Here is an 18,858-nt window from a genome sequence, read left to right as displayed (position 1 = left end):
GGTCACCCCGGGTTCGGGGTGACCGGCCGCTGTCGTGTCGTTCGGTCAGAGCCGGGCGACGCCGGCCGCGGTGGCCTCCTGCACCGCCGAGGTGCGGCGGACCTCGGCCCGCTGGTCACCGGCGTCGTCCCGGTCCGCAGCGGCCACCCGGGCAGCCCGGTTGGTGGTCGCAGCCGCCTGATCGCCGGTCACGCCACCACGGATCCGGTTGTTGGCGGCCACCTGGGCGACCGGGTCGTTGCCGGTCACCGTCAACTGACCGTTGATGATGTTGTCGTCGACGGTGACGCCGCCGGTGGTGCTGGTGATGCTGACGTCCCCACCCCAGTAGCCACCGGAGGCGCAGCTGTCGAGGGCGCCGTTCGGGCCGACCTGCACGCCGCCCAGGTTGCCGGCGAACGTGGCCCTGCCGCGTACCGCACTGCCGCACACGACACTGCCGGTGGCGCTGTTGAGCACCGACAGTGTGCCGTCGACGAACGAGTCGTGCAGGTCGGTGTAGTAGGTGCCGGTGCTGCTGAGGTTGCGCTGCACCTGGGTGCCCCGGTCGAGCCGGACCTCACCCGCGCCGACTGTGACGTTCCCGGCGACCGTCGACTCCTCGGCGAACAGGAAGCTGTCGATGGTCGCGCTGCCCTTCGGCCGCACGGTCACGGTGCCGGTCTGTGCGTCCTTGAGGAAGATGCCGTATCCGCCGGCGGCCAGCACCACCTGGCCGTCGACTGTGGTGTCGGTGGCGTCGAGGTAGCCGTCAGCGGCGACGCGTACCTCGCCGCTGACCCGCCCACCGGTCACCACCAGGTTGCCGCCGGCGGCGACGGTGACGTTGCCGGTGATCGTGGTGCCGGTGAGCGCGCAGGACTCGCCCGCCGGCACGTACAGGTCGTTGGGCACGGTCACCGCCCCACCGGTGCCGATGCAGTGGGTGACCAGGTCGGCGTGGGCGGTGGGTGCCACGGCCAGCACCGAGGCGGCGACGACGGCGCTCACGGTGGCCAGCTTGGCGACGGTACGTCCGGGCATCGTTGTACTCCCTGTCGATGAGATTCGAGGACTCATGCGCCGACGTCCGATCGGGCCGCGGCCCGGACGATGGCGCCCTGCTGCCGCCGGTCGAGCGTTCCGTCGGCCACCAGCGCGGTGGTGACCGCCTCGACGTGCCGGACGAAGTGGGCGTGGCCGGGGTAGTCGGCGTGTTCGTCGATCAGATCGTTGATGGTGCAGCCGTCGCCGGTGTCGACGTTGCCGACCCCGGTGTCGTCACCGTCGATGACCACTGTGGCCCGGGTGTCGGACCCGGGGCAGGCGTCGGTGCCGTCGGCCACCACGGTGAACGTCGTCGACTGCTCGGTGGAGGCGTTGCCCGCGGCGTCGGTCGCCCGGTACCGCAGGGTGTGCGCGCCGGTGGTGCGGACCGTGACCGGTGTGGCGTACGCCGTCCAGCCCCCGGTGTCGAGCGCGTACTCGACCGACGCCACACCGGAGCCGGCGTCGGTCGCGGTGACGGTGACGGTCGCGGCGCCGACGTACGCGCCGTCGCCGTTGCGCTCGCCGGTCACCGTGGCGGCCACGGCCGGCGGAGTGTCGTCCTCCTCCGGCGGGGCGACGACGGTGAAGTGGGACATCTGCTCCGCCGAGGTGTTGCCGGCGACGTCGGTGGCCCGGTAGTGCAGCATGTGCATCCCGGCCGCGTTCACGACGATCGGATTCGTGTACGCGGTGAAGGCCGCCCCGTCCAACGCGTACTCGATGGTGGCGACACCGGATCCGGCATCGGTGGCGGTCAGCGTGGCGGTGGCCGTACCGATGTAGTTGCCGTCGCCGTCCTGCTCGCCGGCCAGTGCGGCCGTGACCACCGGCGCGGTGGTGTCCTCCTCCCCCGGCTCGACGATCCGGAACGACACCGAGCCGACCGCGCTGACGTTGCCGTCCTGGTCGGTGGCTCGGAACTGCACCGAGTGGTCACCGATCGCGGTCACCCGCACCGGCTCGGTGTACGGCAGGAAGCTGGTGTCGTCGACCTGGTACTCGACGGTCTCCACACCGGAGCCGGTGTCGGTGGCCGTCACGGTCACCGTCGCCGCGCCCAGGTAGTTGCCGTCGTCGTCGCGGTCACCGGCCACGGCGGCGGTCACCGTCGGCGGTGTGGTGTCGTCGCCTCCGCCACCGTCGGTGACCACCAGCTCACCGACCATCTGGCTGTGCCCCGGGATCGAGCAGAAGTAGCGGTACCGGCCCGGGGTGAGCGTCACTGTCGCCTGGTGGCGGCCGTTGTTGGCGTCGAACGGGCTGGCCAGGATGTTCAGGGTGACGTCGTGGTTGTAGCCCTCGGTGCTGGTGTCGAAGGTCAGCGTGTGCGGCATCCCGATGGTGTTGCCGGTGGCCTCGCTGTTCTCCCAGATGATCGTGGTCTCGCCGGCCACCGCCTGGGCGGGTGCGGACTTGTAGCGGGTGATGTCGCCGTCGGCGGTCCAGGTCAACACCTGTTCCGCGATGCGCGGGGCGGCGGAGGCGGGCGTCGCGGCCCACGGGATCACCGTGAGCAGGAACGCCGCCAGCGCAGCCGTCAGTCGTCGGGTCATCGTCTCTCCTAGAGCTCGCGCACGCGGACGTTGCGGAACTCGGTCAGGTCGTTGTCACCGTGGTTCTGCAGGCCGATGAAGCCGCGCAGGAACTGCCGCAGGTCCGTCGGCGGGTCGCCGGCGCGGGACGACTGCTTGCCCGGCGTGTTGTCGAACTCGTTGATCACCACGCCGTTGCGGACCATCGTGTAGTGCTGCCCGACGACGCGGATCTCGTAGTCGTTCCACTGCTCCTTCGGGGTGACGCCGGCCTGGGCGAGCGGCACCGGGTCGAAGTTGTAGACCGAGCCGGTCTTCTGCGGCTCGCCGGTCTCGCCGTCGTAGATCTGGATCTCGTGTCCGCAGTAGATCGCCACCCAGGCCTGCGAGGTGCGGGCCGATCCGACAGTGCCGCAGCTGCCCGGCGGGCGTTCCTCCAGCGGGATCCGCGGGTCCGGGAAGCGGGTGAAGACGCCGGTGTTGGCCCGGCCGGTGCCCGGTGCGATGTCGCGGAACTGGACCTTCAGCGAGAAGTCGCCCAGTTCCTTCGTGTGCCAGAGCATGCCCAGGCCGCCGCTGGAGCGCAGCGAGCCGTCCGGCTGGATGGCGAACGAGCCCGTCGGCGCCTGCTCCCAGCCGCGCAGCGACTCGGCGGTGCCGTCGAAGAGCGCCTCGTAGCCGGTGCGCCCGTTCCGACCGACCTCCGACGCCGCAGCCAGGCGGGTGAGGGTGCCGGACTCCCGGGCCGTGAGCAGGTCGTCGTCCTGCAACGCGCGGGTCACCGCGCTCACGTGTCGGACGAAGGCGTCGTGGTCGGCCCAGGTGCTCTCGTCGTCGATCAGGTCGTTGATCGTGCAGCCCTGCCCGACCGGCCGGCTGGGCACCCCGGTGTCCGTGTCGTGGAGCCACACGTTCTGCCGGCTGTCGGGCACCGCGCAGCCCACCGTGACCGTGCTCTGCACCGTCGCGGTCTCACCGTCGGCGTACGTGACGGTCAGCTTCGCGGTGTAGGTGCCGACAGTGGCGTACGTGTGACGGGGGTTCGCCTCGGTGGACGTGGTGCCGTCGCCGAACTCCCACCGGTGGCTGACGCCGCCGGAGCGGGCGCCGTCGAAGGCGATGGTGAGCGGCTTGTTCTGCACGGCGACCGAGTTCGCCGCCGGCACCGGGGTGGGCGCACCACCGGTGTAGGTGATCCGGATCAGCTTCTGGTTGGGGTGCAGGCTGAAGAAGCCGCCGCCGTAGTCCAGCAGGTAGAGCGCGCCGTCCGGGCCGAACTTGGCGTCCATCCAGCTCTGCAGCCGGGCGTCGCCGTTGCCGCCCGGGATGATGGCGCGCAGCGACTCGGCGTACACCGGTGGGGTGGCCTGCGGCACGCCGGCCGGGTCGACGGTGACCGCTACCCGGTTGGCGGCGTTGGACTGGTCGCCGATGAACCACTTACCGTCCCAGTGCTCCGGCCACGCCACACCGCTGGTGGTGTCGACGAGTTCCCGGTGGTATGTCGGGCCGGACATGATGGCCTGCCCGCCGCCTCGCAGGTACGGCTGGGTGTAGGTGGCGTCGGCCGCGACGTAGGTCGGCAGGCCGCTGCCGTCGGTCCGCTTCGGGAAGACCGGGCCGCCGCCGTCGGGCGAATACCAGATCATGTTGTCCCGGGCGGCCGGGATGTCCACCAGACCGGTGTTGCGGGGCGACGTGTTCTTCAGGTTGTCGCAGTCGTACCAGCCGGTCAGCACCGTCGCGTCGGTGCTGCTGCGGTCCCGGTACGGCTGCCGGTTGCCCATGCAGTACGGCCAGCCCTGGTTACCGGCGGAGGTGATGATGGTGGCCGTCTCGTACTTGGCCGGGCCCAGGGTGGGGCTGGGCGACGAGGCGTCCGGGCCGACCCAGCCCGCGGTCAGCCACTGGTGCACCGGGTCGATCTGGAGGCGGGCGATGTTGCGTACGCCCATCACGTAGATCTCCGGGCGGGTCTTCTCGGTGCCCGGTGGGAACAGGTTGCCCTCCGGGATGGTGTACGTCCCGTCGGCCTCCGGGTGGATCCGGATGATCTTGCCGGCGAGGTCGTTGGTGTTGCCCGAGGTGCGGCGGGCGTCCTGGAACGAGATCCCCTGGTACTCCTGGGTCCAGTTGTTGCCGGAGTAGCCCTGCGACCCCTCGGAGGAGTTGTTGTCGCCAGAGCCGACGTAGAGGTTGCCCTTGGCGTCGAACGCCATGCCGCCGCCCGCGTGGCAGCAGCTGTGGACCTGCACCGGGAACTGCAACAGGTCCTTGCGGGTGCTCTGGTCGATGGTCTGCGCCTGGCGGTCGTAGGTGAACCGCGAGATGGTGCGCTGCCCGACCCGCTGCACCCGGTCGACCGACTCGTGCGGCATCCAGTAGACGTAGAGCCAGCCGTTGTCGGCGAACTTCGGGTCGGGCACGATGCCGAGCAGGCCCTCCTCGTTCTTCACCAGCTCCGAGCCGCTGCCCCGGTTGCCCATCACCTCCAGGGTCGTGAGCAGTTTTGCCTGCTTGGTCCGTGGGTCCCAGGAGTGGATGGTGCCGCAGCCCAGACCGACCTCCGGGTTGTTCCAGTCCGCGATCGGGCCGCTCGGGCAGGCCGCCTTGCCGACGTAGAAGACCGTGCCGTCCGGCGCGATGGTGAGCCCGTGCGGCTCGCCGATCTGGTCCAGTTGCCCGGTCTGGTTGGCCGCGGTGAGCCGCTCCACCTTGTAGTTCGCGGCGATCGTGGCCTGGCAGTCACCGCGTACGCGGCCGGTGGTCCAGTTGAGAGCCCCGGTGAGGTGCGTGCGGAACGCCTCCTCGCCATAGCTGCCCTCGGTGTGGCCCATGCCGGTGTAGAACGACCGGCCGCCGTCGTAGTCCCGGCACCAGGACACCGGGTGGAAGGCGCCGTTGGCGGCCGCTCCCGGGTTGTAGTGCCGCTCCTCGACCTGGGCGAGGGTGTGCACCGTGCCGATCGGGTTCGGGTCCCAGTTCTCCCAGCGGTCCGATCGGGTGATGGTCAGCGGCAGCGACGCCGTGGCCGGGTGTTTCCGGTCCAGGATGTCGACCACCGCGCGGTTCACCGCCGGCGGCTCCGGAGCGGTGGTGCTGCCCGTGAACAGGCGCAGGTCGGCGAGCTGGACCAGCGGTTCGCCGCTGTTCGCGGTGACGTTGAGCCGGTAGCGCGTGAACTCCTGCGGGGTGGCGATGTCGAACCGGCGGGTCTGGTACCGGTCCGGGAAGCTCTGGCCGGTGCGCCGGTCCAGATCGGTCCAGGTCTGGCCGTCCGTGGAGCCCTGGAGGGTCCAGTCCTTCGGGTCCCGGCCGGAGGAGTCGTTGGCCGACGTCAACGCGTACCCGGTGATCCGCTTGGGTGCGCTCAACTCGTACGCCACCCAGGCGGTCGGGGTGCGGACGAGCCACTTCGTGTTGGCGTCGCCGTCGGTCAGCTTCTCCTTGGTCTCGTTGGGTGGGTTCTCACCACTGGCGGTCACCCGGGCCACCGGCTCGGCCACCGGGATGGCGCCCGCCGGGCGGGTGCCGATCAGGCCGGTGAACCAGGTGGAGTCGACCTGGGCGCGGGCGGCGTCGGCGATGCCGACGAAACCGCCGCCGGCCTTCATGTAGCTCTGCAGCGCCGACTCCTGGTCGCGGTTGAGCGCGGCGCCCGTCGCGGAGAGAAACACCACGCTGCGGTACGCGGACAGCTTGGCCGTGGTGAAGACAGCGGGGTCCGTGGTGGCCGTGACATCGATGTCATGACCGGCACCAAGCTGTTTGATGGTGTCCACCGCACGGGCCACCGGGTCCTGCTGCTCGGCCACCGGCCCGTGGAACACGAGGACGGCGGTCCGCTGCGCCTGCGCTGCCTGCGGGGCGGCTGCCGGTGGCGGCGCGGCTGCCGCCGTCGTCGCGGGAATCAGTGTCGCGAAGGCCGCTACCGCGGCAAGAACTCGTCGTATTTTTCTGGTCATCCCCGTCCCCACTTTCGGTTAACTTCCGTGCGTGTGGGTGTGGCCCTGGAACCGGTGGATCGCCTCCTCGGCGCCCGGTGGCATGCTGCCGTCGGCGTTGCGCACCAGGAAGATCCCGGCCATGCCGCCGTCGGAGTGGGTCTGCACGTGGCAGTGGTACATCCACGCCCCGGGTCCGACGCCCTCCCCGGCCAGCACCTGGAAACCGAACGAACTGCCCGGGTTGAGGTCCTTGTTGTCGACGACCAGGCTCGGGTCGCTCGGGCCCTCCAGCATTCCGGTGCGGTTGTCCGCCCAGCGGTGGGCGTGCAGGTGGAAGGTGTGGAACAGGTTGCCGTGGCCGATGGCGATCCACTCCACCCGCTGGCCCAGGTTGGCCTCGAACATGGGCGTGGCCGGCGCCATCCGGTTGTTGATCATCATGTCGTGGAACACGACAGTGAACTGCTTCTCCGGCAGGATGTCGCCACGGCGCCGGACGATCAGCGCCCCGTACAGTCCCTTCGCGACACCGGCGGTGCCGTGGTCGGTGCCCATCGCGTGATCGTGGTAGTGCCAGTAGCCGGCGCTGCCCGGCATGTACCGCCGACCCGCCGCGGCCACCATCTCGTGGGAGCGCCAGACGTACGTCCGCGTCTCACCGGGATTGTTGAACGAGGCGTTGAACGGGCTGCCGTCGGACTCGGTGCTGTAGTCCACCCCGTGCGGATGGATGGACAACCGCTGGTCGGTCGTGTTGACCAGGGTGATCTCCAGGGTGTCGCCCTCGTACATCTCCAGCAGTGGCCCGGGCACGGTGGCCTGACCGGGCGCGAGGCCGTAGCCGAACAGGTTGCCGGGCAACTGCTCGGCGTAGATGGTGATCTTCTTGGTGACGCCGGCGGCCGCCCGGGCGGGGCTGCCTCCGAACGCGGTACCGATCGTCGGGGCGGACGCGCCCAACGCCCCGGCGGCGAGCGCGCCGGTGGCGATCAGCGATCGGCGGGACAGGTGGCGGTGGGAGCCAACGGCGTGATCGTCCATGGGTCTCCGTTCCCAACCGGGCGAAGACGCGACGAGGACAGGGTGCATCGACCCGAGCACGGGGGCGGTAGCACGACTGAGGGTGAGGCTCGTCGCGAACTTTGCTCGGAAGACTCAAGACTTTCGGTGGATGACAGCAACTTATGTAATCCATCGACGAAAGTACAGGGTCTGGTTGCAAGAAGATTACCTTGACATCACGACGGCCGTCGATTGACATGAAGCTGACACCAGGCCGCCAGAACGACGGCGGGCCGCCTCATCGCTGAGGCGGCCCGACGTACAGGATCAGTTGGTCAGAGGTTGTGGCGGTCGTCAGCAGGCAGGCCGGGGGTCTCCGGCGGCTCGGGCGACTGGTCGGTCTGACCGAGCTGGGCGACCCGGGTCGGGTCGAGGACCCGGGAGAGGAACGCACGGGTCCGCTCGTGCTTCGGGGCGCCCAGCACCTCCTGCGGTGGCCCCTGCTCGACCACCACCCCACCGTCCATGAACACCACCCGGTCGGCGACGTCGCGGGCGAAGGCCATCTCGTGGGTGACCACCATCATCGTCATGCCGTCCTCGGCCAGTTTGCGCATGACGGTGAGCACGTCCCCGACCAACTCCGGGTCCAGCGCGGAGGTGGGCTCGTCGAAGAGCATCACCTTCGGCTCCATCGACAGCGACCGGGCGATGGCCGCCCGCTGCTGCTGCCCACCGGACAGCTGCGCCGGGAACACGTCGGCCTTGTCGGTCAGCCCGACGCGTTCCAGGTTGGCCCGGGCGACGCGCTCGGCCTCGGCCCGGCCGCGCTTGAGCACCCGACGCTGCGCGATGGTGAGGTTGCTCAGCACAGTCAGGTGCGGAAACAGGTTGAACGACTGGAAGACCATGCCGATGCCGCGGCGTACCGCGTCGACCTCGACATCCGGGTCGGTCATCTCGACCCCGTTCACCCAGATCCTGCCGGCCGTCGGCTCCTCCAACAGGTCGACGCAGCGCAGCAACGTCGACTTGCCGGACCCGGACGGCCCGATCACGCAGACCACCTCACCCTGGCCGACCTCGAAGTCGATGCCCTTGAGCACCTCGAGCGGCCCGAAGGACTTGTGCAGGTCGCGGATCTCGATGGCAGGGCGGGATGGAGTCGTCGTCATGCGGTCACCGGGCCTTGGCGTAGCGGAGTTCGAGGCGACGTACCACCTGGGACAGGGGCAGAGTGATGATCAGGTAGGCGAGGCCGGCCACCAGCAGCGGGGTGGCGTTCACCCGGTCGTTCAGCATGTCCCGACCGAACTTGGTGATCTCGATGGTCTGCGCCGTCACGCCCAGCACGTACGCCAGCGACGAGTCCTTGGTGAGCAGGATGAGCTCGTTCGTCAGCGGCGGGATCACGATCCGGAACGCCTGCGGGATGACGATCGTGCGCATGGCCGTGAAGTGCGACATGCCGAGGGTGCGCGCCGCCTCCATCTGCCCCTTGGGGACGGCCTGGATGCCGGCGCGGATGGTCTCGGCCATGTAGGCCGCCGCGGTCAACCCGAGGCCGATCGCGATCGAACCGAACACCCCACCCGGGATCTCCCGCTCCGGGAAGGCGATCGGGATGCCGTACCCGACGAGGAACAGCACCAGCAGGGCGGGCAGACCCCGGAACAGCTCGATGTACGCCGTCGCCACCCAGCGGTACGGCGCGACCCGGGACAGCCGCATCAGCGCCAGGATGGTCCCGAACACGAGACCGAAGGCGAACGCGCCCAGCGTGTAGAGGATGGTGTTGCGCAGCGCCACGGTGATGATCGTCGGGAACATCGACTTGATGATGTCGACGCGGAAGAACGCGTCGGCCAGCCTGTCCCAGTCGGCGGCGAAGAGCACCGCGGCGATGACGGCGATGAAGACCAGGTACTGGAGCCCGAGGGACAACCGCTCCCGCTGGCGGCGTCGCAGCTTCACGTTCGCTCGTTGCCTTCCCGGAGATTACCGACACGGAGGGCGCGCGGGGCGCACGCCCTCCGGTACCACGCGATGATCAGGCGCTCGGCCGCTTGCCGATCCACTTCTCGTAGATCGTGTCGTACGTGCCGTCCTGCTTGGCCTTGGCCAGCACCTCGTTGATCTTCTTGAGCAGGTCCGGGTTGGCGTCCTTCTTCACGGGGAAGCCGTACTGCTCGCCGGTGTCGAACTCGGCGGAGACCTCGAACCCGCCCGGGTTCTTCTTGAGGTACTCGCTCCAGACCGGCAGGTCGTTGATGGCGGCCTCGACCTGGCCGTTGGCGACGGCCTGCTGCAGGGCGGCGAGGTCCTCGAACTCGACGAGCTGAAGGCCCTTCTCCGCCTCGAACTTCTTGGCGTAGTCACGACCCGTGGTGGCCGCCTGGACACCGAACTTCTTGCCCTTGAGGTCGTCGAGCGACTTGTACGGCTTACCGGTCTTCACCAGCAGCGCCTGCGTGGCGTCGAAGTACGGGTCGGAGAAGTTCATCACCTTCTGCCGTTCCTCGGTGATCGTCATGCCGGCGGCGGCCGCGTCGCACTTGCCGGTGTTCAGGTCCTGGCCGGACTTGATCCCCTCGAACGGGGTGTCGATGATCGTCTGCTCGACACCCAGCTCCTTGGCCACCAGGTCCATGATCTCGACGTCGAAGCCGGTGACCTTGCCGCTGGCGTCCTTCGACTGGAACGGCGGGTACGGCAGGTGGGTGCAGATGGTCAGCTTGCCCGCCTCGACCAGCTTGACCCCGCTCGCCTGGACCTCGCTGTCGTCCTTCTTGGCGCAACCCGCGCTCAGCGCGAGGGCGGCGATGGCCGCGACGAGACCGGCCCGACGGACGGCAGTTGGGAACCTCACGGCTGTGTCCCTCCGATGCGGCTTCCCTTGCACAGAAAGCCAATCTGGTTCATAGACTTTGCGATAAGCGACCGTACCCGATCCGGCCGACCACTCCCAGATCTTGAGCGGCCGTCGGGCGGCCACGGCAGCAGCGCCCGCAGTCGAACCAGACACCAAGCAGCAAAGCGCCGCTCAGCCGCCGGTCCCCTCGGGCGCCCCGTCCGGCGTGAGCGCTCCCTCGTGGGAGTCTGTGTCGAGGAACACGTGCTGATGGCCGTGCCCGGCGTCGACGCTGACCTGGTCGAGCTGGGTCGCCGCGACAGACCACATCGTCACCGCCTGGGCCGCCTGTCGCGCCGTGACGGCCAGCAGGGCCGCACGCTGCGCCGCAGGGACGTCGACGGCCAGCGCGTACGCGTCGACGGCCAGCGACGCCTGCTGGATCGCCGCCCGCAGCCCTCCACGCGCCACGTTGGTGGCGGTGGTGCCCGACGGTGGGTCAGCGAACGGCTCGGCTGCCTGGCGCATGATCTCCTGCCATTGGCGCGCCTGGCCCGGATCCGGCGCACGCCCGGCTGACGTCTCCGCCTTGATGGCGGCCAGGACGGGGGCGATCTGGTCGCGGACGCGTCGGGCCGTCCCGGTCAGCTCCAGGATCTGCTGAGCGTCCCGCTTCGCCTCGGCCTCCTGGAGGGTCGCGATGGCCGCCTCGGTGGCGTCCGGGCGACCCACCTGGTAGCCGACCAGCCCACCCAACAGGGCGGTGACCAGCGCGACCGCCCCCGCGACCGCCACGAAGCGTGTCGCGCGGCGATGGCGCACATCGGCTTTGTCCGACAGGTAGGAAGGCCGGCCGGTGCGACGCGCCATCGCATCTCCTCACATCGATGGAGTGTGGGGCCACAGATTAGTCGCCTTTCCGGACGCCCGTCGACAGTGGCGCGGGTGGCGTGAACGCCGACGAGCCCCGGCCAATCACTGATGGATTGACCGGGGCTCGTCGGTGTCAGGCGGTCAGGCGATGTCGAAGCGGTCGAGCTCCATGACCTTGGTCCAGGCTGCCACGAAGTCGGCCACGAACTTGTCGCGGGCGTCCTGGCTGGCGTAGACCTCGGCGAGGGCGCGCAGCTGCGAGTTGGAACCGAAGATGAGGTCGACCGCGGTGGCGGTCCACTTCACCTCGTCGGTGGCCAGATCGCGGATCTCGTACACGTGCTCCTCGGACTTCGACGCGCTCCACCGGGTGCCCGGGGACAGCAGGTTGGCGAAGAAGTCGTTGGTGAGCACGCCCGGCCGGTCGGTGAGGACACCGTGCTGGGCACCAGCGGTGTTGGCGCCCAGGGAACGCAGGCCGCCGACCAGGACGGTCATCTCGGGCGCGGTCAGGTTGAGCATGTAGGCGCGGTCGATGAGCAGCACCTCCGGCTGGGTCTTCTCGCCGGGACGCAGGTAGTTGCGGAAACCGTCGGCGCGCGGCTCGAGGACCCGGAACGACTCGACGTCGGTCTGCTCCTGCGTGGCGTCGGTGCGGCCCGGCCGGAACGGCACTGTCACCTCGACGCCGGCGTCACGCGCCGCCTTCTCGACGGCTGCCGAACCGGCCAGCACGATCAGGTCGGCGAGCGAGATCTTCGCGCCGCCGGCCTCGTTGAACTCCCGCTGGATGCCCTCCAGAGTGGTCAGGACCGTCGCGAGCTGCTCCGGCTGGTTGACCTCCCAGTTGCGCTGCGGCTCAAGACGGATCCGTGCGCCGTTGGCGCCACCACGCTTGTCGGTGTAGCGGAAGCTCGCAGCGGACGCCCAGGCGGTGGAGACCAACTGGGCGGTCGTCAGACCGGACTCCAGGACCTTTGCCTTGAGCGCCGCGATGTCGGCGTCACCCACGAGCTCGTGGTCGACGGCCGGCACCGGGTCCTGCCACAGCTGCGGCTCGGCCACCCACGGCCCGAGGAAACGCTCGATCGGACCCATGTCGCGGTGCAGCAGCTTGTACCACGCCTTGGCGAAGGCCAGCGCGAACTGGTCGGGGTTCTCCAGGAAGCGGCGCGAGATCTTCTCGTACGCCGGGTCGACACGCAGCGACAGGTCGGTCGTGAGCATCGTCGGCTTGTGCTTCTTCGACGGGTCGTGGGCGTCCGGGATGATCGCCTCGGCGTCCTTGGCGACCCACTGCTTCGCGCCACCCGGGCTCGTGGTGAGCTCCCACTCGTAGCCGAACAGGATCTCGAAGAAGCGGTTGCTCCACTGCGTCGGCACGTCGGTCCACGTCACCTCGAGCCCGCTGGTGATCGTGTCACCGCCCTTGCCGCTGCCGTGGGTGCTCAGCCAGCCCAGGCCCTGCGCCTCCAGCGGGGCGCCCTCGGGCTCCGGACCCACGTGGTTGTCGGCGACGCCGGCACCGTGGGTCTTGCCGAAGGTGTGGCCACCGGCGATGAGGGCGACGGTCTCCTCGTCGTTCATCGCCATCCGGGCGAAGGTCTCGCGGATGAAGTGCGCCGCCGCGAGCGGGTCGGCGTTGCCGCGAGGCCCCTCCGGGTTGACGTAGATGAGGCCCATCTCGGTCGCCCCGACGCCAGCCGCCATCTCCTTCTCGGAGGCGTAGCGCTCGTCGCCGAGCCAGGTGTCCTCCGGGCCCCAGAAGATCTCCTCGGGCTCCCACACGTCCTCGCGACCGAAGCCGAAGCCGAAAGTCTTGAAGCCCATCGACTCCAGGGAGACGTTACCGGCGAGCACGATCAGGTCGGCCCAGGAGATCTTCTGGCCGTACTTCTGCTTGACCGGCCAGAGCAGCCGGCGGGCCTTGTCGAGGTTGGCGTTGTCCGGCCAGCTGTTCAGCGGAGCGAAACGCTGACCGCCGTCGCCGGCTCCACCGCGACCGTCCTCGATGCGGTACGTGCCGGCGGAGTGCCAGCTCATCCGGATCATCAGGCCGCCGTAGTGGCCGAAGTCGGCCGGCCACCAGTCCTGCGAGGTGGTGAGGGCCTCGGTGATGTCGCGCTTGAGGGCCTCGACGTCGAGCTTGGCGAACTCCTTGGCGTAGCTGAAGTTCTCGCCCAACGGGTTGCCCTTGGACGAGTGGGCGTGCAACACCGAGAGGTCGAGCTGGTTGGGCCACCAGTCCCGGTTGTTGCGCGGACGACCGCCGGTCTTCGGAGTCGGCGAGTCGATCGCCGGGTTCTCGCTCTCGCTGCCGTGCGCGGTCACCGAGTCGTGCGCGACCGGGCAGCCGGCCGCTGCCTTCTGGTCCACGCCCTGCGCACTGGTGGGGCCGTTGTCCTGGGTGTCGCTCATGTAATTCCTTCCGAGCTTGCGGATCTCTGGGGCGTGCGTTCGGTCGCGCAGTCGGGACAGGTGCCCCAGTAGACGACCTCCGCCTCGTCGACCACGAACCCATGGTCGTCGGAGGCGGTGAGACAGGGAGCGTGGCCGACGGCGCAGTCGACGTCGGCGATGGCGCCGCAGGAGCGGCACACGATGTGATGGTGGTTGTCCGCGACCCGGGACTCATAGCGGGCGGTCGCCCCGGCCGGCTGGATGCGCCGCACCAGACCAGCGTCGGTGAGCACCCGCAGCACGTCGTACACCGCCTGGTGGGACACCGTGGGATGATCCGCCCGGACCAGCGCGATCACGGCGTCGGTGCCGACGTGCGGGTGGTCGCGCAGCGCCGCGAGCACCGCCAGTCGAGGCCGGGTCACCCGCAGCGAGGCAGCCCGCAGTTGCGCCTCGAAGTCGGACATCACCCGACGAACACTAGCTCACTATTTTGGAACGAATCAAGTTTCACGCCGGTCCCGCGCCACCGTGTCCGACCGGTTCCACCCACTCTCCTGAGCCAGAGTAAAAATAATCCGGACGGCCATGTCGAGAACCGGCGACCAGCTCCGTCCCCGGGGTGAAGGCGGCCACGAAGGGCCCCACCCCCGCACCGAGGAGAAGACGATGGCGAAGTACCTGCTGCTCAAGCACTACCGCGGCGCCCCGAGCGGGGTCAACGACGTACCCATGGACCAGTGGACGCCGCAGGAGATCACGGCGCACATCGCGTACATGAACGACTTCGCGGCACGGCTCGAGCAGACCGGCGAGTTCGTCGACGGTCAGGCCCTGGCCCCCGACGGGGTGTTCGTCCGGTACGACGGTGAGGGCCGCCCGCCGGTCACCGACGGCCCGTTCGCCGAGACCAAGGACCTCATCGCCGGCTGGATGGTGATCGACGTCGACAGCTACGAGCGCGCCGTCGAGCTGGCCGGGGAGCTGTCCGCCGCCCCCGGAAAGGACGGGAAGCCGATCCACGAGTGGCTCGAACTGCGCCCGTTCCTGACCGAGCCGCCCACCATCACGGAGTGAACGAGGCACTGATCCGGAGCCTCACGCCGAGTGTGCTCGGCGTCCTCGTCCGCCGCGGAGCTGACTTCGCGGCGGCCGAGGACGCCGTACAGGACGCGCTGGTCGAGGCGGTCCGCGTCTGGTCGGCCGACCAGACGCGGGACCCGAAGGGCTGGCTCGTCACAGTGGCCTGGCGACGGTTCCTCGACGCGACCCGGGCGGACGCGGCCCGCCGTCGGCGTGAGGACCTCGTCGACGAGGAACCTCCGCCCGGCCCCACCCCGGCGGTGGACGACACGCTCCAGCTCTACTTCCTGTGCGCCCACCCGTCGCTGACGCCGTCGTCAGCGGTCGCGCTCACGCTGCGCGCCGTCGGCGGGTTGACCACCCGCCAGATCGCCCAGGCCTACCTGGTGCCCGAGGCGACCATGGCGCAGCGCATCAGCCGGGCCAAGCGCACCGTCTCCGGAGTGCGGTTCGACCAGCCCGGTGACGTCGTCACCGTGCTGCGCGTCCTCTATCTGGTCTTCAACGAGGGCTACTTCGGCGACGTCGACCTCGCCGCCGAAGCCATCCGGCTCACCCGGCAGCTCGCGGCCGCAATCGACCACCCCGAGGTGGCGGGGCTGCTCGCCCTCATGCTGCTGCACCACGCGCGGCGCGCCGCCCGGAGGGCGGCCGACGGCAGCCTGGTGCCGCTGGCCGAGCAGGACCGCGGCCGATGGGACACCGCGTTGATCGCCGAGGGCGTCGGAATCCTCCAGGCGGCCCTCGCCCGGGACCGACTGGGCGAGTTCCAGGCCCAGGCCGCCATCGCGGCGCTGCACGCCGACGCGCCCACCGCCGGGGAGACCGACTGGGTGCAGATCGTCGAGTGGTACGACGAACTCGCGCTGCTGACCGACAGCCCGATCGTCCGGCTCAACCGCGCGGTCGCCGTCGGCGAGGCCGACGGCCCGCGCGCCGGCCTCGCGGCGCTCGCGACACTGGACGACGCACTCCCCCGCTACACAGCGGTCGCGGCCTACCTGCACGAGCGCGACGGCAACGCGGCGACGGCGGCGCGGCTGTACGCCGAGGCGGCCCGGAGGGCCGCCAACCTGGCCGAGCGCGACCACCTGACCCGCCAGGCCGCGCGGCTCAACGCCCTCCGGAGCTGACCGGGCTCCTGCCTGCCTCGCACCCTTTGACCGCCGGGTGATTGCGGTCCGGAAAGTCTCCGGAAGTTCTCGGCAGGCTCTTCTCGCGTCCTCGTCGACCGCCACAGCTCCCCGGGAGAGCGTCTCGGCTTCTGATCGACTACTGACCTGGATAGATACCGCTCCCACGGCAGACGGCCGGTCGCCGCGACGTTGCCAGCGTGTTTCCGGAAATTGTTGACAAGTCGACGGCCGGGTTAATACGGTCGCCATCGACGGCGCTCAATTGACGTCAGCACCAGTCACCGCGACCCACTCCTCCGGTCGTCGCGCAGGACGACCGGCCACCACCACGCGGTACGACGCCGATGGCCGTCCCGGGCCACCGACAGCCTGCGGGCCGTATCGCACGCTGGCCCCCGCCAGCCGCCACAAGGAGGAACACGTTAATGATCGACACCGGCGAGATCCCCACCAGACCCCGGAGGCGTGGCCGCATGCGGCTGCTCCTCGGCGCCGCCTGCGCCGCCGTCCTGGCCGTCACCGGCACGATGACCGCCACCAACGCGTACGCGGAGGCCGACCGGACCCTCACCTCGAACCTCACCGGCACGCACAACGGCTACTTCTTCTCGTTCTGGAAGGACAGCGGCAACGCCAGCATGACGCTGCGCGCCGACGGCCGTTACACCAGCAGTTGGGACAGGAGCACCAACAACTGGGTCGGCGGCAAGGGTTGGGCCACCGGCAACCGACGCACGGTCACCTACTCGGGCAGCTACAACCCGGGCAACAACAACACCTACCTCGCCCTGTACGGATGGACGCGCAACCCGCTCATCGAGTACTACGTGGTGGAGAACTTCGGCAGCTACAACCCGAGCAGCGGCGCCACCCGGATGGGCACGGTCACCACTGACGGCGGCACCTACGACATCCTGCGCAGCCAGCGGGTCAACGCCCCGTCGATCGACGGCAACCAGACGTTCTACCAGTTCTGGAGCGTCCGCCAGCAGAAGCGCTCGAGTGGCACCATCACCACCGCCAACCACTTCGACGCCTGGGCCCGTGCCGGCTTGAACCTCGGCACCAACCACAGCTACCAGATCATGGCCACCGAGGGCTATCAGAGCAGCGGCAGCTCCGACATCACCGTTCGGGAAGGCGGCGGCAGCAACCCGGACCCGACCACCACCACCAGCCCCCCGCCCGGCAACGGCAACTGCAACGCGACGCTCTCCGCCGGCCAGCAGTGGGGCGACCGGTTCAACCTCAACGTCGCGGTCAGCGGCACCAACAACTGGGTCGTCAGCCTCGGCCTCGGCGGGGGCCAGAGCGTGCAGAACAGCTGGAACGCCTCCGTCAGCGGCACGAGCGGCACGGTAACCGCGAGACCGAACGGCAATGGCAACAACTTCGGGATCACGATCATGGCCAACGGCAACTGGAACTGGCCGACGGTCACCTGCCGCACGGGCTGACCTGATCAGCTCCTGACAATCACACTCTGGCGTGGCGGCCCCGGCCGCCACGCCAGAGCCGTGCCACGGGTACGTCCCCACCTCGCCTCGGCGTTCCCGGCGCAGGCCGGCCAGCGCTTCCGAAACACGCCCTACACCTGCGGTTGCGCGGTCTGCCCCGCCGCCGACTCATCCCCCGCCGCCGACTCCTCGGTCGACGGCTCGTCGGTCTCATCCGAAACTGGTTCGTCCGTCGGTTCCTCCGTCGTCTCACCCGTCGGGGCTCCCGTCGGTTCAGCCGGGGCACTCTCGGACGTGGTGGGCTCGGGCGTATCCACAGTGCCCCCACCGGGCGACGCCGACGGGCTCGCCGCGGCCCCGCCCGCTGAGCCGGTGGCCGTCGGGCTCGGAGATCCGGGTGCCCGCACCGGCAGACCCGCGGAATCGCGGGTGGCCGGTTCGCCGCCGCCGACACCGGGGCCGGGGCCGGGCTCCCCCTGCGGCGGCACCGTCGGCGACACCGCGGGTGGCACCGCGGGAGGGGTCGACGGCCGCCCGGTCGGGCCCGTCATCATCCCGGTGGGATCGGCGAACACCAGGACGGCAGCCGCGGCGGCCAGCGATCCGAGGAGCACCGCGAGCCCGGTGGTCCCAGGGCTGCCCGCCCGACGCGCCCGCCGCTCCGCGCCGCCGAGGGCTGAGCGCCGGGCAACCCGCTGCTCGGCGGGCACCGCGATCGAGGTCGCCGCGGTGGCGGTGCGCAGCAACTCATCTGACGGGTCGGTGACCGCCTGCGCCGCCGTGGCCATGGCCGCCGCCGTCGGAAAGCGGTGGGCGGGCTCCTTGGCCATCGCGGTGGCGACCAGCCGCCGGACCGCGTCCGGAACGTCCTCGGGCAGCGGAGGCGGTTCCTCTCCAAGGTGCCGCAGCGCCACCGCGAGGGCGGTCTCGCCCTGGTGCGGCGGCCGGCCGGCGAGGCAGTGGTAGACGACGGCGCCCAGCGCGTAGATGTCGATCGCCGAGGAGGTCTCGTTCTTCGCGATCTGCTCCGGGGCCATGTACAGGGCGGTGCCGACGACCTGGTTCGTAGCGGTCAGGCTCACCGCCTCCTGCGTCACCGCGACGCCGAAATCGACGAGGACGACGTGCCCGTCCGGCTCGATGATCAGGTTGCTGGGCTTGACGTCCCGGTGGACGACCCCGGCGTCGTGGGCCGCCTGGAGGGCACGGGCGGTCTGCGCGGCGATCGACATCGCCTCGGCCACATCCAGCCGGCCGACCTCGGCGATCCGCTGCGACAGGGGCTGCCCCTGCACGCATTCCATCACGATGTAGGCGAGGACCGGCGCTCCGGCATGCGACACCTCGCCGTAGTCGTAGACCTGGGCGACGCCCGGGTGACGCAGGGCCGCCATCGCCCGGGCCTCGCGGCGGAACCGCTCGCCGAAGCCGGCGTCGGTGACCAGCCGAGGTTGCAGCATCTTGATCGCCACACAGCGGTCGAGGGTTTCGTCGACGGCTCGCCACACGTCACCCATACCGCCACTGGCGATGCTTTCGACCAGACGG

Annotated in this window: 14 protein-coding genes; 3 read left to right on the top strand and 11 right to left on the bottom strand. The window is 70.0% G+C overall.

The genetic code is table 11. The features are described from left to right. Window positions 1-45: 45 nt before the first annotated feature. From FBZ33_RS11680 to FBZ33_RS11635, 10 genes are all read right to left on the bottom strand, one after another. Window positions 46-1,023 (bottom strand): hypothetical protein, encoded by a 978-nt coding sequence (locus FBZ33_RS11680; protein WP_141909044.1) that lies wholly within the window; start codon window positions 1,021-1,023, stop codon window positions 46-48. A gap of 32 nt (window positions 1,024-1,055) precedes the next feature. After that, on the bottom strand, window positions 1,056-2,582 hold the full coding sequence (locus FBZ33_RS11675; protein ID WP_141909043.1) for a copper-binding protein: 1,527 nt from the start codon (window positions 2,580-2,582) through the stop codon (window positions 1,056-1,058). 8 nt (window positions 2,583-2,590) lie between these two features. After that, window positions 2,591-6,526 carry a ThuA domain-containing protein gene (locus FBZ33_RS11670; RefSeq protein WP_141909042.1) on the bottom strand — a complete coding sequence of 1,312 codons (3,936 nt, stop codon included), beginning with the start codon at window positions 6,524-6,526 and terminating at the stop codon, window positions 2,591-2,593. 18 nt (window positions 6,527-6,544) lie between these two features. Then, entirely contained in the window at window positions 6,545-7,549 is a 1,005-nt protein-coding gene (locus FBZ33_RS11665) for a multicopper oxidase domain-containing protein (RefSeq protein WP_088947765.1), read from the bottom strand. 296 nt (window positions 7,550-7,845) lie between these two features. Next, entirely contained in the window at window positions 7,846-8,685 is an 840-nt protein-coding gene (locus FBZ33_RS11660) for an amino acid ABC transporter ATP-binding protein (RefSeq protein ID WP_088947764.1), read from the bottom strand. Between the two features lie 4 nt (window positions 8,686-8,689). Continuing rightward, a complete protein-coding gene (locus FBZ33_RS11655) occupies window positions 8,690-9,484 on the bottom strand; it encodes an amino acid ABC transporter permease (protein WP_088947763.1) in 795 nt (264 codons plus the stop codon). 76 nt (window positions 9,485-9,560) lie between these two features. Further along, a complete protein-coding gene (locus tag FBZ33_RS11650) occupies window positions 9,561-10,379 on the bottom strand; it encodes a basic amino acid ABC transporter substrate-binding protein (protein ID WP_141909041.1) in 819 nt (272 codons plus the stop codon). Between the two features lie 174 nt (window positions 10,380-10,553). After that, window positions 10,554-11,231: a hypothetical protein gene (locus FBZ33_RS11645; protein ID WP_141909040.1), complete on the bottom strand. Its 678-nt coding sequence runs from the start codon at window positions 11,229-11,231 to the stop codon at window positions 10,554-10,556. A 144-nt stretch (window positions 11,232-11,375) separates the two neighbouring features. Beyond that, window positions 11,376-13,652, bottom strand: a complete 2,277-nt coding sequence (gene katG / locus FBZ33_RS11640; protein WP_141909039.1) for a catalase/peroxidase HPI — start codon at window positions 13,650-13,652, stop codon at window positions 11,376-11,378. Next, window positions 13,649-14,104 (bottom strand): Fur family transcriptional regulator, encoded by a 456-nt coding sequence (locus FBZ33_RS11635; protein WP_269458571.1) that lies wholly within the window; start codon window positions 14,102-14,104, stop codon window positions 13,649-13,651. Before FBZ33_RS11635 ends, katG begins: the two co-directional genes overlap by 4 nt. 199 nt (window positions 14,105-14,303) lie before the next feature. Here FBZ33_RS11635 and FBZ33_RS11630 point away from each other — a divergent pair, with 199 nt between their 5' ends. From FBZ33_RS11630 to FBZ33_RS11620, 3 genes are all read left to right on the top strand, one after another. After that, window positions 14,304-14,711, top strand: coding sequence for a YciI family protein (locus FBZ33_RS11630; protein WP_088947759.1), 408 nt, complete (start codon window positions 14,304-14,306; stop codon window positions 14,709-14,711). Then, window positions 14,708-15,850, top strand: coding sequence for an RNA polymerase sigma factor (locus FBZ33_RS11625; RefSeq protein ID WP_141909038.1), 1,143 nt, complete (start codon window positions 14,708-14,710; stop codon window positions 15,848-15,850). The genes FBZ33_RS11630 and FBZ33_RS11625 overlap by 4 nt, the downstream gene beginning before the upstream one ends. A gap of 476 nt (window positions 15,851-16,326) precedes the next feature. Beyond that, window positions 16,327-17,310 (top strand): glycoside hydrolase family 11 protein, encoded by a 984-nt coding sequence (locus FBZ33_RS11620; protein ID WP_247667505.1) that lies wholly within the window; start codon window positions 16,327-16,329, stop codon window positions 17,308-17,310. 131 nt (window positions 17,311-17,441) lie between these two features. On the opposite strand, the gene FBZ33_RS11615 is transcribed toward FBZ33_RS11620, so the two are convergent. Next, on the bottom strand, window positions 17,442-18,827 hold the full coding sequence (locus FBZ33_RS11615) for a serine/threonine-protein kinase (protein ID WP_247667504.1): 1,386 nt from the start codon (window positions 18,825-18,827) through the stop codon (window positions 17,442-17,444). Window positions 18,828-18,858: the final 31 nt, after the last annotated feature.

It is taken from the genome of Micromonospora sp. A202, assembly GCF_006715105.1.
GTDB classification, from domain to species: domain Bacteria; phylum Actinomycetota; class Actinomycetes; order Mycobacteriales; family Micromonosporaceae; genus Micromonospora; species Micromonospora zamorensis.
Note: the sequence above shows the minus strand (reverse complement) of the source record. Positions and strands in the feature narration are given on the sequence as shown.

Bases quoted from the DNA above. Each gene is read 5' to 3' on its own strand.
- FBZ33_RS11680 (WP_141909044.1), bottom strand. From the start codon at position 1,023: ATGCCCGGACGTACCGTCGCCAAGCTGGCCACCGTGAGCGCCGTCGTC.
- FBZ33_RS11675 (WP_141909043.1), bottom strand. From the start codon at position 2,582: ATGACCCGACGACTGACGGCTGCGCTGGCGGCGTTCCTGCTCACGGTG.
- FBZ33_RS11670 (WP_141909042.1), bottom strand. From the start codon at position 6,526: ATGACCAGAAAAATACGACGAGTTCTTGCCGCGGTAGCGGCCTTCGCG.
- FBZ33_RS11665 (WP_088947765.1), bottom strand. From the start codon at position 7,549: ATGGACGATCACGCCGTTGGCTCCCACCGCCACCTGTCCCGCCGATCG.
- FBZ33_RS11660 (WP_088947764.1), bottom strand. From the start codon at position 8,685: ATGACGACGACTCCATCCCGCCCTGCCATCGAGATCCGCGACCTGCAC.
- FBZ33_RS11645 (WP_141909040.1), bottom strand. From the start codon at position 11,231: ATGGCGCGTCGCACCGGCCGGCCTTCCTACCTGTCGGACAAAGCCGAT.
- katG (WP_141909039.1), bottom strand. From the start codon at position 13,652: ATGAGCGACACCCAGGACAACGGCCCCACCAGTGCGCAGGGCGTGGAC.
- FBZ33_RS11630 (WP_088947759.1), top strand. From the start codon at position 14,304: ATGGCGAAGTACCTGCTGCTCAAGCACTACCGCGGCGCCCCGAGCGGG.
- FBZ33_RS11620 (WP_247667505.1), top strand. From the start codon at position 16,327: ATGCGGCTGCTCCTCGGCGCCGCCTGCGCCGCCGTCCTGGCCGTCACC.
- FBZ33_RS11615 (WP_247667504.1), bottom strand. From the start codon at position 18,827: ATGGGTGACGTGTGGCGAGCCGTCGACGAAACCCTCGACCGCTGTGTG.